Source organism: Peribacillus sp. B-H-3 (genome assembly GCF_048572925.1).
Lineage (GTDB): Bacteria > Bacillota > Bacilli > Bacillales > DSM-1321 > Peribacillus.
This window is the reverse complement of record NZ_CP183879.1, coordinates 1,518,861-1,533,001: the sequence shown is the minus strand read 5'-3', so window position 1 is coordinate 1,533,001 and position 14,141 is coordinate 1,518,861. Positions and strand designations below refer to the sequence as shown.

The window sequence follows — 14,141 nt, the reverse complement described above, 5'->3', positions numbered from 1 at the left end:
TCATAACATTGTATGTCACGTGAGTTAAGCTTTTTGCCCTGCTTGTCCCAGAAAGGTTTCAAACCATTCAGCTGTTTTCAGCACGCCTTCCCTGCTTACTTTATGCCCTGCTTGTTTATCAAGGATAAACTGCAGCTTTCCCTTGGCATTCGCATAAGCAGGGCGCATGGACTCATAAAAGTCGGATGCATGCTTGTATGGGACTACAGGGTCTTTGGCTCCGTGCCAATAAAGCATCGGCCTGCCTGCAAGCTTATCGCTGTGCAGGCTGAGGTCATAGTCGCGGATCAGCTCAAGCTGTTTGTTCATTTCCTGCTGGGGGATATTTATATCCGCTGCCTGTTTTTGGATGTTTTCCATTTGCATCTGGGCATATTTAACATAAGAAGGATTGCCCATAAGGCTAACACCTGCACTGATCCATTTATATACTGCCATGGCACCATTCGTTACAATACCCCCCATCGAAGTCCCGGATATGCCTATTTTATCCGGTAAAATCAAATTTCTATTCAGCAGATCATCCTTTAAGATTTCGATTTCCTTAATGGTTTGTACAACAGTGCCCCAGAATCGCATCATTAATTGAGTTTCACTGTACCCCTGAGAGCGCTCGCCGTGATAAATAGCATCAGGAAGAAGGACCCTAAAACCTTTTTCAGCCATTAAATAGGCATAGTGAAGATTATGCTCCTTAGCACTCGTAAATCCATGTATGAAAATGATAAAAGGAAGTTTTTCATCAAATCTTTCTTTTTGGGCTATATGCAGGACAGGTATATCCCCTATCCTTTCCTTTTCAATGACCACCAATGAAAATCCCTCCATCGTGAATACTATTTAATATATGTTATATATTTTTACTATACAGGAATGTCCAAAGAATGAAAAAGATTTAACTTTCGCTTAAAATGGAAGTAAACTTAATATTGTAGCATGTAAAACAATACTGAAAACAGAGGGTGACCTTATGGCTGAAAAATACTTAATCGCATTAGATCTAGATGGAACATTGCTTACTGACAATAAATCCATATCTCCGCGTTCAAAAAAGGTTCTTTCCCAATTAAAAGACAGAGGTCACGAAGTCATGATTTCTACAGGAAGGCCTTTCCGCTCGTGCGAGGTTTATTATCAGGAGCTCGGGCTGACTACACCGATCGTCAACTTCAATGGTGCATTTGTTCACCATCCATTAGATAAAAGCTTTGGAACATACCATTCCCCGCTGGATATAGATGTCGCCAAACAAATTGTGGATGCATGTGACAGCTTCCACTATCACAATATAGTTGCAGAAGTCAGAGATGATGTTTACTTCCATTATCATGACGAAAAGCTGATTGATATCATGCGTATGGGAAATCCCGTTATCACAACGGGCGACCTTAGAAGTTTTCTTAATGTGCCCCCAACAAGCATGCTCATACATACTGATGCCCAATATGTCGCCGAAATCAGGGAGCATTTATCAGACGTACATGCAGAAGTAATCGATCACCGCAGATGGGCTGATCCATTCCATGTGATTGAGATCGTTAAATCTGGCTTAAACAAAGCGGTAGGATTGGAAAGGGTCGCAAAATATTTTGACATTCCAAGAGAAAGAATCATTGCTTTTGGCGATGAAGATAATGATTTTGAAATGATAAAATATGCCGGTACAGGTGTCGCGATGGGAAATGCTCTCGCTGAATTAAAAGAAATGGCCGATGAAATCACGCTCAGCAATGAAGAAGACGGAATTGCTGTATTCCTGGAAGAAAAATTCAATCTTAAATAAGCAATTCTAATTCCATATTTTTACGCTGTTAATATCCCGCCTGACAGCCAAACTATTGATGTACAGGAAGCAATTCCGGTGCAATGCTTTTAATACGGAGGCGATAGTGATGGGTAAAAGCAGTAAATCCAAACGATTTGTCAAGCAGGGCATGGATACTGTATCCAAGCATGCTGAAAAAATCCCTTATCATTCTACGTACGCTGAAGCAGAAGAAAGAAAGCTCCAAAGCATGTCAGAACAAAGTTATGGTGGTTTCTAATGGCAAATAAATTATTTCAGCAGGCTCGCGACTTCGTAAAGGAAGCCCTGCATGCAGATCATGATGAACATCAGGAAAATCAAGTGCATCAAAAGCAAGACACCGAGGAAATTGCCAAGAATGCCCTTTCCTCAGCTTTTGCAAATTCTACTGTTGCCGAAAAGGAACAATTGAGCGAGCTGCAAAAAGAGCTTGAGGGGAAACTCTGAAGCCTAAATGCCCGCAGTAGAATAAAAGGATAAGCCTTGCTGGGCATGTAACAGGTTTTTCTGCTTCGTTCCTTATGTATAGGCAAAACAAAAAGAGGGCCAAGCCCCCATTGAGGAGCTTGGCCTTCTTTTAAATGTTAATCATTATTGTTGCTTCGGGCTTTTCCGCCTTTTTCACCGATTTCCCGGTAAAAGTCTTTATCGTGATTTTTTGAAGTGGCTTCTCCGCCCTTTTCGCCGATCTCCTGATAAAATTCTTTATCATGATTTTTTGAAGTGGCTTCTCCGCCCTTGCGTCCAGCTTCTTCTCTGCTCATCTTGCCATTCTGATTGTCAGCCATTATTAAATCACTCCTTAGAATTTTAAAAAAACGGTTTATGGACTAAAGAAAAACTCCCGAAATCTGTGATGCTGTATATTTAGATCATTAGTCGTTGTTATTGTTATTGCGGGAATTTCCGCCTTTTTCGCCAATTTCACGATAGAAGTCTTTATCGTGGTTCTTTGATGTGGCTTCTCCGCCCTTTTTGCCGATTTCCTGATAGAATTCCTTATCATGATTATCAGCTGTGGCTTCTCCGCCTTTTTTGCCGATTTCCTGATAAAATTCCTTATCATGATTATCAGCTGTGGCTTCTCCGCCTTTTTGTCCAATTTCCTGATAAAAATCTTTGTCGTGATTGTCAGCTGTGGCTTCTCCGCCTTTTTGTCCAATTTCCTGATAAAAATCTTTGTCGTGATTTTTCGAAGTTGCTTCTCCGCCTTTACGGCCTGCTTCTTCTCTGCTCATTTTTCCATCTTTTTGGTTAGCCATTATGAATCACTCCTAAATAAGATTTTTGTAAGTTACACTACTGAAAATAGCCGTTTTGACTGAACAATAAACATGAAAAACACAGTTTTTTTCAATTGTAATTTAGCCGTCATGTTCTTTACATTTTGTAATATCAGAGTCGTTCAATCCTTTCTAAATGCTCCAAATACAGCTGCCGTTTCGACTATATTCGTAAAGGCCGTCGGATCTTCTTCCCTGATTATTTGCTCCAGATCGTATAGCTCATAGCGGGTGATGACAATCATCATCATTTCTTTATTTTGATTAGTAAAGGCCCCTTTGGCAGGAACAGATGTAATACCCCTGACAAGCTTGGCATGAATGGCTTTTTTTAATTCTTCCCCCTTATTTGTGACAATCATGACTGTAAGCTTTTCATGGCGGGTATGGATCGCGTCAATTACCCGTGTGGAAGCATATAGGGTCACAAGCGTATACAGGGCATTTTGCCATCCGTAAATGCTTCCTGCGGTAATAATGATAATGCTGTTAAGCATAAAGAAATACACGCCGACAGGCTTATCCTTGACCTTTGAAAGAAGCATGGCAATGATGTCCATACCTCCTGTAGATGCACCGAATTTCAAAGTCAGCCCCACTCCGACTGCCGCAATGACGCCCCCAAAGACGGCATTTAGAAGAATATCAGGCGATACATGCTTCACCGGCAGTACTTCTAGGAAAATGGTCGATAAAAGAACACTGATAAAACTGTAAAATGTAAAAGACTTTCCTATTTTTCTCCAGGCAATAATCGTAACTGGCACATTTAATACAAACAGTAATATGCCCGTCGATATATTAAAAGGCGCAAAAGAGCCCAGCAGCTTAGACAATAGCTGGGCTGCACCGGTAAATCCGCTGGCGTAAACATTTGCCGGGATTAAAAAGAAGTTCATGGCGATTGCATTCAAAAAGGCGCCAATCACCACCACAATAATTTTTTTCGCTTCTACTATGTACATAAAAGTCCTCCATTCTTCTTAAGCATTAGTATCCTATTCCCTTCAGCCAGTTATTCTAGACATGAATGGATTGTAATTTTCCTGCAGTATGCGTAAACTGGGTATATTAACTCAATTTCATGTTTTCATCAGCACCTAAAGCATAACAGGCATACTATCCGCTATGCCCCTACATATCATACGGCAGCGCAATGCCAGTTTGCTTCGCTTCATATAGAGCAGCCCATTCACTGCTGTTTCCAGGCTTGAATAGATGAATTTGGTTTAATCGCAAAATACGTTTAAGAAAGCAGGTGCAATAATGACCATTCAAATTTTAACAGACAGTGCCAGTGATTTGCCGATGTCTTTTTATAAAGAAAACCAGGTTACATTCATTCCCTTACAAGTTAACCTTGATGGAGAAGTTTACGAGGATGTTAAGGGCATACAGCCTGAGGATGTTTTTGAAGCAATGAGATCAGGAAAAACCCCTAAAACTTCCCAGGCTTCTCCAGAGGTTTTTGAGTCAATATTCAAGGAGATAGCAGAGAGCGGCCGGACTGCCATTTATATTGCTTTTTCTTCAGAGCTATCCGGAACTTATCAGACTGCGGTCATGGTCCGGAACCTCGTTAAAGAAGAATACCCCGGGCTCGATCTTGAAATTATCGATTCCAAATGTGCTTCGCTTGGCGGCGGCCTTGTAGTGGAAAGTGCGGCCCGCTTAGCGCTGAATGGTGCTGATAAAGAAGAAATCATGAGTGATATCACTTTTCATATTGAACATATGGAGCATCTCTTCACTGTCGATAACTTAGAATATCTCGCGCGCGGAGGAAGAATATCCAAAGCCTCTGCACTCGTAGGCGGCCTATTGAACATCAAGCCTCTTTTGCATGTGGAAGATGGAAGACTTGTCCCTCTTGAAAAGCTTCGCGGCAAAAAGAAACTTTTAAAACGGGTCATAGAATTGATGCATGAACGCGGCGAGGGACTCGAGAATCAAACGGTTGCCATCAGCCATGGAGATGACTTGGAAACGGCGCTTGAATGGAAGCAATCCATCGAGGAAGAGTTTGGCACAACGCATTTTATCATTAATACAATCGGTGCCGCAATCGGGGCACATTCAGGCCCTGGCACAATCGCCTTATTTTTCTTGAACAAGTCGCCCAAATTGTAATGGTGCACATAGTTCTCTTCAGATTGCATGATACTAACCTTATCATCATCTAAGGGGGTTTCCATATTGTCAAACACAGCTGATAATAATAAGAAGGCAAAAGATAATCAAGCGGCCAATGCCAGGGAAAATATATCCCGGGCAAAGAATAGTGAGGCAGGCAAGCACTCCTATTCAAAAAAAACTGACCACAAATAAGGGAGATTCCGTACGGGGCCTCACCGAGAGTTTGCCCGGGACAATAAATACGGATTTAGGAAGAGGAGCAGCGGGAAACCCTGCTTCTTTTATGATTCTCTAAGATTGTTTGGTTGTCATCATCTCCCTGATTATCTATAATAAAGACATCAAAAATCTCCGGAGGTAATTATGGCAAAGGAAAATTCGTTTGATATTGTATCCAAGGTGGAGTTTTCTGAGGTAACCAATGCAGTCAGCATGGCTCTTAAAGAAATACAGACACGCTATGACTTTAAAGGAAGCAAAAGTGATATATCCCTCGAAAAAGAAGAACTTATTCTTGTTTCTGACGATGAGTACAAGCTTGATCAGCTAAAGGATGTATTAATCAGCAAGCTTGTAAAGCGTGATGTGCCAATCAAGAACCTGGACTACGGAAAAATTGAAGGAGCTTCAGGCGGCACTGTCCGCCAGAGGGCAAAGCTTGTTCAGGGAATTGATAAAGAACAGGCAAAAAAAATAAACACCATCATAAAAAACAGCGGATTGAAAGTAAAAAGCCAGATTCAGGATGACCAAATCCGCGTAACCGGAAAAAACAGGGATGACCTGCAGGGCATTATTTCAGCCATCCGCGGTGCTGACTTGTCCATCGACGTGCAGTTTATCAACTACCGTTAAAAACGCCCGGCACAGCCTAAAGCTTATTATTCAGAAAAGCCCAATTATGGGCTTTTTTTAATTTGACTGCTTTTTGTAACCTTTGGAAGAAGGTGGCTGATTTCTGCGGGGCGGGCGATAAGAAGCATCCTCAGCTGCGCCCGCGGAGTCTCACATGTACCGCTAATCCCGCAGGAGTCCCTCACCTTACGCTCCAAATCCGAGTTTACAATGTGATTCCCCTTTACGATGGCAAGGTTCGTTGTTTTTACTATTTTTTCCATGTTTTAATATCCTTAAAGAATGGAATAAAAAGGGGGCAGACATAATTTAATTGGAGGGATACACTTTGGCTAATACAAATGAAGAAAGCAAACAAGGATTTACACCGCAGCATCAGGAGCATCAGCCAGGAACCGAAACAAAAATGACCCCGAATCCAGAATCCGTAAACTCGGAATATAAAGGAAGCGGCAAGCTAAAAGGCAAAACAGCGATCATTACTGGCGGGGACAGCGGAATCGGAAAATCTGTCTCCATTTATTTCGCAAAAGAAGGTGCAAATGTAGTCATTGCTTATTTAGATGAAAATGAAGATGCCCAGACTACAAAACAATTGGTGGAAAAAGAAGGTGTAAAATGTGTATTGCTTAATGGCGACATTGGCGAAGAATCTTTCTGCCAGGAAGTAGCGCGGGTAGCAGCTGATCAATTTGGCTCTATTGATATACTTGTGAACAATGCCGGAGAACAGCACGTTCAGGAAAACTTCCTGGACATTTCAGCAGAGCAGCTTGAAAGAACTTTCAAAACCAACATCTTTTCCATGTTCCACCTCACCAAAGCTGCCATTCCCCATATGAAAAAAGGAAGCAGCATCATCAACACAGCATCCATCACAGCTTACCAGGGCAATCCAAAATTGATTGATTACTCCTCTACAAAGGGAGCGATTGTTGCCTTTACTCGAGCACTTTCAAATTCTATTGTAAAAGACGGAATCAGGGTAAACGGCGTAGCTCCGGGACCAATCTGGACCCCGCTGATTCCCGCTTCCTTCTCCGAAGAAGATGTGCAGAAATTCGGTACAGACTCTCCTATGGGCAGAGCGGGGCAGCCTGAAGAACTGGCTCCTGCCTATGTATATCTTGCCAGCGATGATTCTTCATATGTAAGCGGGCAAATCATCCATGTAAATGGCGGCTCAGTCGTAAACGGATAATGACTGGGAACTAAACAGCAAAAAGGCTTCCGGCAATCTGGAAGCCTTATTGTTATACTTGCATTTTTGCTCTTGTTTGAGGACTGCACGAAACCCGTTCAACCAATTGATGGGGAATGATGATCCGTTTTTCTGGCTCGCATGGATTTTCGAGCTTTGTAATCAAGCTTTTTGCGGCCTGGTAGCCCAAATCAAAAATGTTAATATCAACTGAAGTCAGCGGCGGCCTCGACAATTCGGCAAATAAAACATTATTGAAGGAAATTATGGATACATGGTCAGGAACAATCATGCCCATTTCCGTCAGGGTATTGACTACTCCAATTGCCATAAGATCGTCTGCTACAACAAGGGCGGTAGGCGGATCAATCAGTGACAAAAGCTCCTTTATCGCCTCCTGTCCCCCCTCTCTCAAAAACTCCTCATGAATGATGTAAGCATCATTTAATCCAATTTGAGCTTCCTGCAGAGACTCCTTGTAACCCAGAAGCCGTTCTACCGTAACTACGAGATTCAGCTTGCCGCCGATAAATCCTATTTTTTTATGTCCAAGCTTGATCAGATAATCCGTAGCTTCCTTGGAAGCGCGATAGTTATCATTGTCAACATGGGTAATTTCTTCTACATGATCAGATGGTTTCCCGATTACGGTAAATGGAAATTTCCTTTCCCGCAGATAGGCAATTATTCCGTCTTCTATTTTAGAGTAGAGCAATACGATTCCGTCTACCCTGCCGCCTTGGACCATATGGACGACGCCCTCATATATCTCTTCCTCTGTTTTACCGGTATTAATCTGCAGGGCATATTGTTTCTCATGTGCCCCCTCGCTCAACCCTCTAAGAACAGTTGAGAAAAAAGGGTTTTGAAAATAAATATCGGTAGAACTGGGCAAAACCAGCCCAATCACCCTTGTCGATTGATTGGCAAGTGAACGGGCAATTAAATTAGGGTGATAGCCTAAGTGATTCATAGCCTCACGCACTCTATTTTTTGTTTTGTCACTTATTCGGGGATTGTTTGCAATTACCCTGGAAACAGTTGAAGGGGCAACGTTTGCCAACTTTGCAACATCTTTTATTGTAACTGCCATGCTTCACATGCTCCTCTCCATAAGCTCCTGCAGCAACCAGGAGTGTTTTTGCCTGTCTGTGTCCATGAATTCATACCCTTTTTCATTGGTCATATTCCAAGGACTCCGCTAATTTCCATTTCATGCACTGATTTTCCGGGAAGAATCCTCCTTTAACGATAACCCGCAGGAGTCCTGCATACCCGCTCAATCATAATGGTGCCAAAATCAGCATCGATATTTCATAGTTCAATCATTAAACAAATACACTCGGGTTTCATATGGCCGTAATGTGAAATCTGCAGGCAATTCAATTTCTGCATCACTATAATTGGCCAGGATCAGCTCTGACTTTTTCCATACAAGTTCAGTTAAGGTAATAGCGGATTCCACGCTGCCAAAGTTACAGAGAACCAAAGCTTGCTGACCATTCAAATTTCGTGTATATGCATATACACTTTTATGTTCTGCCAATATCAGATCATAATCTCCATAAACGAAAACTTCATGCTGTTTTCTTAGGCGTATCATGCTTTTATAAAAATTATAAATCGAATTCTGATCTGCCAGCTGATCCGAAACATTGATGCGTAAATAGTTTGGATTAGCCTTCATCCATGGTTTACCTGTTGTAAAACCGCCATTGTCTTCTGTATTCCATTGCATCGGAGTCCGGGAATTATCCCTTCCGCTAAGCCAGATGATTTTCATGATTTCTTCATGCGGCCTGCCTTTTGCTGTTTCGATGCGGTAATAGTTTTTCATTCCCACATCATCATAATGTTCTATCGAAGAGAATTTGACATTTGTCATGCCTATTTCCTGCCCTTGATAAATAAAGGGAGTCCCCTGCATGAAAAAGAATAATGCACCGAGCATTTTTGCACTTTCCAGCCAGTATTGTCCATCATCTCCCCATGTAGATACACTGCGGGCCTGATCATGATTTTCAAGGAATAACGCATTCCAGCCGCGGTTATGCAAGCCTTTCTGCCATTTCGTGAGGGTTTTCTTCAATTGCCCCACATCAATGGATTTTTCTGAACCTTTTCCCCATAGACCTAAATGCTCAAACTGAAAAATCATGTTGAACTTTCCATTCTCACTTCCGACCCAATCGTCAGCCTGCTCCAGCCTGACACCATTTGCTTCGCCGACTGTCATAATGTCGTACTTAGAAAATGTTTCGTCCTTGAGTTCTGTCAGATAATCAAGTATTCCTTCTTGATTGGTGTGCATGTCAAAAGCAGGCACATAATCCATCCCGAATGGGTTTGGCATATCCGGGAAGCCGTCCCGCTTCTTAATATGGCTGATGGCATCTACCCTGAATCCGTCGATACCCTTATCAAGCCACCAATTTACGGTATCGTACAGAGCCTCTCTGACCTCTTTATTCTTCCAGTTCAGGTCTGGCTGTTTTTCAGCGAAAATGTGAAGGTAATATTGATTTGTGAGTTCATCCAGCTTCCAGGAGCTGCCGGAAAATATACTTTCCCAGTTATTCGGTTCTTTTCCTTCACGGCCTTCCTCCCAGATGTACCAGTCCCTTTTTGGATTGTCCCTGGATGACCGTGATTCAATGAACCATGGATGTTCATCACTTGTATGGTTAATCACCAGATCCAAAATGACCTTCATGCCCCGCGCATGTATTTCCTTTAATAGCAGATCAAAATCATCCATTGTGCCGAATTCGGCCATTATACCCTGATAATCGCTTATGTCATATCCATTATCCGCATTAGGCGACTGATAAAATGGGCAATCCAAAGGACATCAATCCCAAATTCCTTCAAATAATCCAGTTTGGAAATGATTCCTTTCAAGTCACCGATTCCGTCTCCATTGCTATCCATAAAGCTGCGCGGGTAAATTTGATAACTTACCGCTTCTTTCCACCATTTCTTTTCCATAAGAATCCCTCCCGATTCCAGGTTTATCGGATTTTTTCTGAAAATCATCGTTTCGCAATTTTTCTATTTGCAAAAGCTGGCTATGCCGATTTTCCTGATGCTAAACATACAAAGAATCGAGAGAAGTTTTTTACCGCTTACATATTCATGAGGGATTTCTCTTCCCTCTTTTTAATATAAGGGCGATAAATATTGCAAACGCAATGATAACTGCTGCCATTGCAAAAATATAAGCCATATTTATTCCTGATTTAGGAGCAAGTTCATACACTTCTGTTTTTTCACGATCGAGAATGATTGTATACGTGTCTCCCTTGCTTCGCACAAGATCTCCTTCAAGCAAGCCTCTCAGTTCTTTCCCCTTCTCAAATTCCCCGCCTGAAATTCGCACGGTTTGAGACTTATCTGTATTATTGATAGCAACTGCCATAGTCTCTTCTTTATATGTTCGTTTAAAAACTGCCATGCCATCTTTTTCATAAAGCAGCTTCATACTGCCTTTTCTTAAAGAAGGATACTTTTTTCTAAGTTCCCCAAGCTTAGTGATGTAATCTATTAGTTCTTTTTCTGTTTTAAAGCCCATTAATCTTTGATTATCCGGAGCTTTTCCGCCGTTCAGCGCTATCTCAGAGCCGTAATAGATTACCGGTACTCCCGGTGACGTATACATGTAAGATAATGCCAGCTTCCATCTGGTGCCAGGATTCAGCAATCTTGCATTTATATCATATGTAAACCTGGGCATATTCTGATTATCTATAAATTTCTCTGAATCCTCTGGATGAGTATATGCCTGTTGATTTCGGTTCAAATCAGAAAAAAGCGGGCTCAAATCCCCATTTGGTTTTTTAAAGGACGAGCGCATAGGATCTGTTTGAGTCTGATCCATGAATCCCCTGATTCCAGCCTTTTCATAGGCAGAGATGCTCTCCTGGCTTGAATCCTGCAATTCGCCAATTAAATAAAAGTCCTTTTTAACTGATTTTGCAGCATGTGCAAAATCAAGCCAAAATGACTGAGAAATATCATTCATTTTATCAAGGCGATACCCGTCAATATTCGTTTTCTTAATCCACCATGAACCCATTTTTACTAAATATTTCTTAGTTTCCGGGTTTTCCTGATCCAGTTTAATGCTTCCTGTGCTGCTGTCTTCCTTATTTGAGTGAACCCAATTTTTTTTTGATGGATCCTTTAACCAGGGATGATGCGGGCCAATGCTGTCCACATTAAAATCCAGGATAACTTTCAGGTGTTTCTTGTGTGCTGCATGAACAAGTTTTTTTAATTCCTTAATCGTGCCATAATGCTCATCAGGCTTGTAAAAATCTTTTACCATACCACTGTGAAAACTTTCACCTTCATTATCAAAAATAGGTGACAGAAGAATGGATGTAAATCCCATATCCTTCAAATAATCCAGTTTTTCTGTAATGCCAGCAAAATCTCCGCCGTTATAGGCATGTGCATCATAAACATTTACACCAGCATCATTGTTTACATTTCCATCATTAAACCTGTCGATCACCAGCGAATAAATTACTTCGTCTCCCAAAGTTCGTTCTTCTTTTTCAGCAGCTTCTGCGGGAAGGGCGTAAAAAAGAAGAAACGGAATCAAAAGGAGTGACAGCACTCTTTTTTTCATTTCCGCTCCCCCTACCTATACTTCTTTACGCCTTTAAGATTAGCCTTTTGTACCCCCAGCCGTCAAACCTGAAACGAAATATCTTTGGAACATTAAGAATAATGCCGCAATAGGAAGTGCAATCAGCACGGACCCTGCTGCGAATGTAGTGAATTCATTTCCAAATTGCTTGGAAACCATTTCATACAGCCCTACACCCATTGTATATTTTTCATCATCCTGGAGCATGATTCTCGCAAGTATGAAGTCTCCAAATGGTGCAATGAAGGCAAACAGGGCGACTACAGCTACAATCGGCTTGGCGAGAGGCATGATTATCTGGAAGAAAATTCTCAGATGGCCAGCTCCGTCCATCCTTGCTGATTCGTCCAGCTCCTTAGGAATGGTATCCAGATACCCCTTCATCAGCCAGGTGTTCATTGGGATTTGCCCGCCTACATAAATCAGGATCAATCCTACATGTGTATTAATTAAGTGTGTGCGTGTTGCCAGCACATAAATGGCAATAAGCGCTGCAAAGTTTGGTATCATCTGAAGAATCAAAAAGGTCACTAGACCGTTTTTCCTTCCGACAAAGCGGTATCGGGAAAAAGCGTAAGCAGTAAGAGAAACTGCTATTACAGTAAAAATCATGGTAAATATGCTGATTTTAATAGAGTTGAAATACCACACAAGATAATGGGATTTCCCGCTATTAAACAGATATTTATAATGATCAAATGTCGGATGTTTCGGAAACATCGATGAACCTGATAAACTTGCTCCCGGATTAAGCGAAGAGCCGATTACCCACAGCAAAGGATAAATGACGATGCCGCTCATAATAATAATTACCAGATAAGAAAGCGTCAAACGGATGATTCTGCTTCTTTTCATGCTCATTCTATCTTATACCTCCTCTTGGAATGCTTTGGTCCGTTTGAATTGCCACAATGCTACCCCTACCACAACGAGTGACAGCAGCATAGTGATGGCTGCGGCTTTTCCGTATTGGGCCGAAGTCATCGTAAGCTTATATATCCAAGAGATGAGGATATCAGAACCGCCGGCATTTTGTCCCGGAATTGCAGGTCCGCCGCCGTTAAATAGATAGATAACATTAAAGTTATTAAAGTTAAAGGTATATTGCGTAATAATAATCGGTGCTGTAGCAAAAAGAACCATAGGCAGTGTAATCTTGGTGAATTTCTGCCAAATTGACGCACCATCCACTGTTGCAGCCTCGTACAGCTCGTCTGGAATTGATTGAAGGATTCCAGTTGTCATGGCAAAAATGAACGGGAATCCAAGCCAGGATTGAACGAAAATCAATGCAAGCCTTGTCCACATTTCTTCAGTCATCCACGGTATTGGGCCTATGCCTAAAGCATGAAGGATACCGTTGTTTATTACTCCAAAGGATTCATTGAACATACCTGAGAAGATTAGGATAGAAACAAATGATGGAACAGCCCAAGGAAGAATAAAAATGGTCCGGATAATCGCTTTTCCTTTTAAGTCCTTTTGATTCACAAGAATTGCCAGGAAGATTCCGATTGCTACCTGTATGGTTGTAGCACCAAATGTCCAAACAATCGTCCAGCCAAGAACACCTACAAAAGTCTTTCTCCAAAGGTCGAGTTTAAAGATATCAATATAGTTTTGGATGCCAATCCAATCCACAAGCTTTGCTGGAGGTGAATGATATAAATCATAATTGGTGAATGACAGCAAAATAACAAAAATGATTGGAAGGATAACCACAAAAATCAGCAGCAGAAATCCGGGTGAAAACATTAAATACGGAAAACCGCTGTCCATCAGGTTATGATATTGCTCTTTAACATTATTAAGTTTAAAACCTTCATCACGCTTACGGCCATTATTTTGTGCATCATATATATTCAATGCGTAAATGATCAGCCCGATTACAGTAATCAGCAAGGCTATGATACCATCGATCAAAAGGAAAACTGAATGATCTAAGCCCGGAATTTCCCCAAGAGTAAACAGCCCCCAAAATCCCCAGCTGAGTGTATCCGAAAAACAGCTGAAGAAAGCTGCTGTCAAAATCAAAAATATGAAGCCCTTAACGTATTGTTTATTATAAAATTGCCCAAATCCAGGAATGATGGAAAGCAGGGCAGCGTTCCTTCTATGTTTCGTTATCGGAGTGGTTGCATCCATGGTAAATCAGCCTACCCTTTCTGTTAGGGGAATTATTTATTAAGCGCTGTTGCCGGTGCG

At 41.6% G+C, this 14,141-nt stretch carries 16 protein-coding genes and 1 pseudogene; 7 read left to right on the top strand and 10 right to left on the bottom strand.

The genetic code is table 11. The annotated features are described in order from the left end of the window. Positions 1-24: 24 nt before the first annotated feature. Positions 25-813 carry a prolyl oligopeptidase family serine peptidase gene (locus tag ACN6MY_RS07555; RefSeq protein WP_419883413.1) on the bottom strand — a complete coding sequence of 263 codons (789 nt, stop codon included), beginning with the start codon at positions 811-813 and terminating at the stop codon, positions 25-27. Positions 814-970: 157 nt separating this feature from the next. On the opposite strand from ACN6MY_RS07555, the gene ACN6MY_RS07550 reads away from it, so the two are divergent. The 3 genes from ACN6MY_RS07550 (at position 971) to ACN6MY_RS07540 (ending at position 2,254) form a co-directional block, all read left to right on the top strand. Continuing rightward, positions 971-1,783, top strand: a complete 813-nt coding sequence (locus ACN6MY_RS07550) for a Cof-type HAD-IIB family hydrolase (RefSeq protein ID WP_419883412.1) — start codon at positions 971-973, stop codon at positions 1,781-1,783. 109 nt (positions 1,784-1,892) lie between these two features. Continuing rightward, positions 1,893-2,045, top strand: a complete 153-nt coding sequence (locus tag ACN6MY_RS07545; RefSeq protein WP_170846079.1) for a hypothetical protein — start codon at positions 1,893-1,895, stop codon at positions 2,043-2,045. Next, a complete protein-coding gene (locus tag ACN6MY_RS07540) occupies positions 2,045-2,254 on the top strand; it encodes a DUF3813 domain-containing protein (RefSeq protein WP_090987423.1) in 210 nt (69 codons plus the stop codon). The genes ACN6MY_RS07545 and ACN6MY_RS07540 overlap by 1 nt, the downstream gene beginning before the upstream one ends. 137 nt (positions 2,255-2,391) lie before the next feature. Here the strand turns inward: ACN6MY_RS07540 and ACN6MY_RS07535 are convergent, their stop codons facing one another. From ACN6MY_RS07535 to ACN6MY_RS07525, 3 genes are all read right to left on the bottom strand, one after another. Continuing rightward, positions 2,392-2,595, bottom strand: coding sequence for a KGG domain-containing protein (locus ACN6MY_RS07535; RefSeq protein WP_419883411.1), 204 nt, complete (start codon positions 2,593-2,595; stop codon positions 2,392-2,394). 87 nt (positions 2,596-2,682) lie between these two features. Next, positions 2,683-3,069: a glucose starvation-inducible protein GsiB gene (gsiB, locus tag ACN6MY_RS07530; protein WP_419883410.1), complete on the bottom strand. Its 387-nt coding sequence runs from the start codon at positions 3,067-3,069 to the stop codon at positions 2,683-2,685. Between the two features lie 143 nt (positions 3,070-3,212). Continuing rightward, positions 3,213-4,055: a YitT family protein gene (locus ACN6MY_RS07525; protein WP_419883409.1), complete on the bottom strand. Its 843-nt coding sequence runs from the start codon at positions 4,053-4,055 to the stop codon at positions 3,213-3,215. A gap of 301 nt (positions 4,056-4,356) precedes the next feature. Here ACN6MY_RS07525 and ACN6MY_RS07520 point away from each other — a divergent pair, with 301 nt between their 5' ends. From ACN6MY_RS07520 to ACN6MY_RS07510, 3 genes are all read left to right on the top strand, one after another. Continuing rightward, complete coding sequence (locus ACN6MY_RS07520) at positions 4,357-5,220, top strand: DegV family protein (protein ID WP_419883408.1); 864 nt, start codon at positions 4,357-4,359, stop codon at positions 5,218-5,220. 66 nt (positions 5,221-5,286) lie between these two features. After that, the gene (locus ACN6MY_RS07515) at positions 5,287-5,418 is read left to right on the top strand and encodes a DUF3941 domain-containing protein (RefSeq protein ID WP_090987415.1); all 132 of its coding nucleotides are present in this window, start codon (positions 5,287-5,289) and stop codon (positions 5,416-5,418) included. Between the two features lie 171 nt (positions 5,419-5,589). After that, positions 5,590-6,081, top strand: a complete 492-nt coding sequence (locus ACN6MY_RS07510) for a YajQ family cyclic di-GMP-binding protein (RefSeq protein WP_071350153.1) — start codon at positions 5,590-5,592, stop codon at positions 6,079-6,081. A gap of 44 nt (positions 6,082-6,125) precedes the next feature. Here ACN6MY_RS07510 and ACN6MY_RS07505 read toward each other — a convergent pair whose 3' ends face one another. Beyond that, complete coding sequence (locus ACN6MY_RS07505) at positions 6,126-6,344, bottom strand: hypothetical protein (RefSeq protein ID WP_419883407.1); 219 nt, start codon at positions 6,342-6,344, stop codon at positions 6,126-6,128. A gap of 65 nt (positions 6,345-6,409) precedes the next feature. Here ACN6MY_RS07505 and ACN6MY_RS07500 point away from each other — a divergent pair, with 65 nt between their 5' ends. Further along, positions 6,410-7,282, top strand: coding sequence for an SDR family oxidoreductase (locus tag ACN6MY_RS07500; protein ID WP_419883406.1), 873 nt, complete (start codon positions 6,410-6,412; stop codon positions 7,280-7,282). 52 nt (positions 7,283-7,334) lie between these two features. On the opposite strand, the gene ACN6MY_RS07495 is transcribed toward ACN6MY_RS07500, so the two are convergent. The 5 genes and pseudogenes from ACN6MY_RS07495 to ACN6MY_RS07475 form a co-directional block, all read right to left on the bottom strand. Continuing rightward, on the bottom strand, positions 7,335-8,375 hold the full coding sequence (locus ACN6MY_RS07495; protein ID WP_419883405.1) for a LacI family DNA-binding transcriptional regulator: 1,041 nt from the start codon (positions 8,373-8,375) through the stop codon (positions 7,335-7,337). A 228-nt stretch (positions 8,376-8,603) separates the two neighbouring features. Further along, a pseudogene (locus ACN6MY_RS07490) lies at positions 8,604-10,270 on the bottom strand (glycoside hydrolase family 13 protein). Positions 10,271-10,415: 145 nt separating this feature from the next. Beyond that, a complete protein-coding gene (locus tag ACN6MY_RS07485) occupies positions 10,416-11,915 on the bottom strand; it encodes an alpha-amylase family glycosyl hydrolase (RefSeq protein WP_419883404.1) in 1,500 nt (499 codons plus the stop codon). A 39-nt stretch (positions 11,916-11,954) separates the two neighbouring features. After that, complete coding sequence (locus tag ACN6MY_RS07480) at positions 11,955-12,797, bottom strand: sugar ABC transporter permease (protein ID WP_090987403.1); 843 nt, start codon at positions 12,795-12,797, stop codon at positions 11,955-11,957. A 6-nt stretch (positions 12,798-12,803) separates the two neighbouring features. After that, entirely contained in the window at positions 12,804-14,081 is a 1,278-nt protein-coding gene (locus ACN6MY_RS07475; protein ID WP_419883403.1) for an ABC transporter permease subunit, read from the bottom strand. Positions 14,082-14,141 lie beyond the last annotated feature (60 nt).

Bases quoted from the DNA above. Each gene is read 5' to 3' on its own strand.
- ACN6MY_RS07550 (WP_419883412.1), top strand. From the start codon at position 971: ATGGCTGAAAAATACTTAATCGCATTAGATCTAGATGGAACATTGCTT.
- ACN6MY_RS07545 (WP_170846079.1), top strand. From the start codon at position 1,893: ATGGGTAAAAGCAGTAAATCCAAACGATTTGTCAAGCAGGGCATGGAT.
- ACN6MY_RS07540 (WP_090987423.1), top strand. From the start codon at position 2,045: ATGGCAAATAAATTATTTCAGCAGGCTCGCGACTTCGTAAAGGAAGCC.
- ACN6MY_RS07535 (WP_419883411.1), bottom strand. From the start codon at position 2,595: ATGGCTGACAATCAGAATGGCAAGATGAGCAGAGAAGAAGCTGGACGC.
- gsiB (WP_419883410.1), bottom strand. From the start codon at position 3,069: ATGGCTAACCAAAAAGATGGAAAAATGAGCAGAGAAGAAGCAGGCCGT.
- ACN6MY_RS07525 (WP_419883409.1), bottom strand. From the start codon at position 4,055: ATGTACATAGTAGAAGCGAAAAAAATTATTGTGGTGGTGATTGGCGCC.
- ACN6MY_RS07520 (WP_419883408.1), top strand. From the start codon at position 4,357: ATGACCATTCAAATTTTAACAGACAGTGCCAGTGATTTGCCGATGTCT.
- ACN6MY_RS07510 (WP_071350153.1), top strand. From the start codon at position 5,590: ATGGCAAAGGAAAATTCGTTTGATATTGTATCCAAGGTGGAGTTTTCT.
- ACN6MY_RS07505 (WP_419883407.1), bottom strand. From the start codon at position 6,344: ATGGAAAAAATAGTAAAAACAACGAACCTTGCCATCGTAAAGGGGAAT.
- ACN6MY_RS07495 (WP_419883405.1), bottom strand. From the start codon at position 8,375: ATGGCAGTTACAATAAAAGATGTTGCAAAGTTGGCAAACGTTGCCCCT.
- ACN6MY_RS07485 (WP_419883404.1), bottom strand. From the start codon at position 11,915: ATGAAAAAAAGAGTGCTGTCACTCCTTTTGATTCCGTTTCTTCTTTTT.
- ACN6MY_RS07480 (WP_090987403.1), bottom strand. From the start codon at position 12,797: ATGAGCATGAAAAGAAGCAGAATCATCCGTTTGACGCTTTCTTATCTG.
- ACN6MY_RS07475 (WP_419883403.1), bottom strand. From the start codon at position 14,081: ATGGATGCAACCACTCCGATAACGAAACATAGAAGGAACGCTGCCCTG.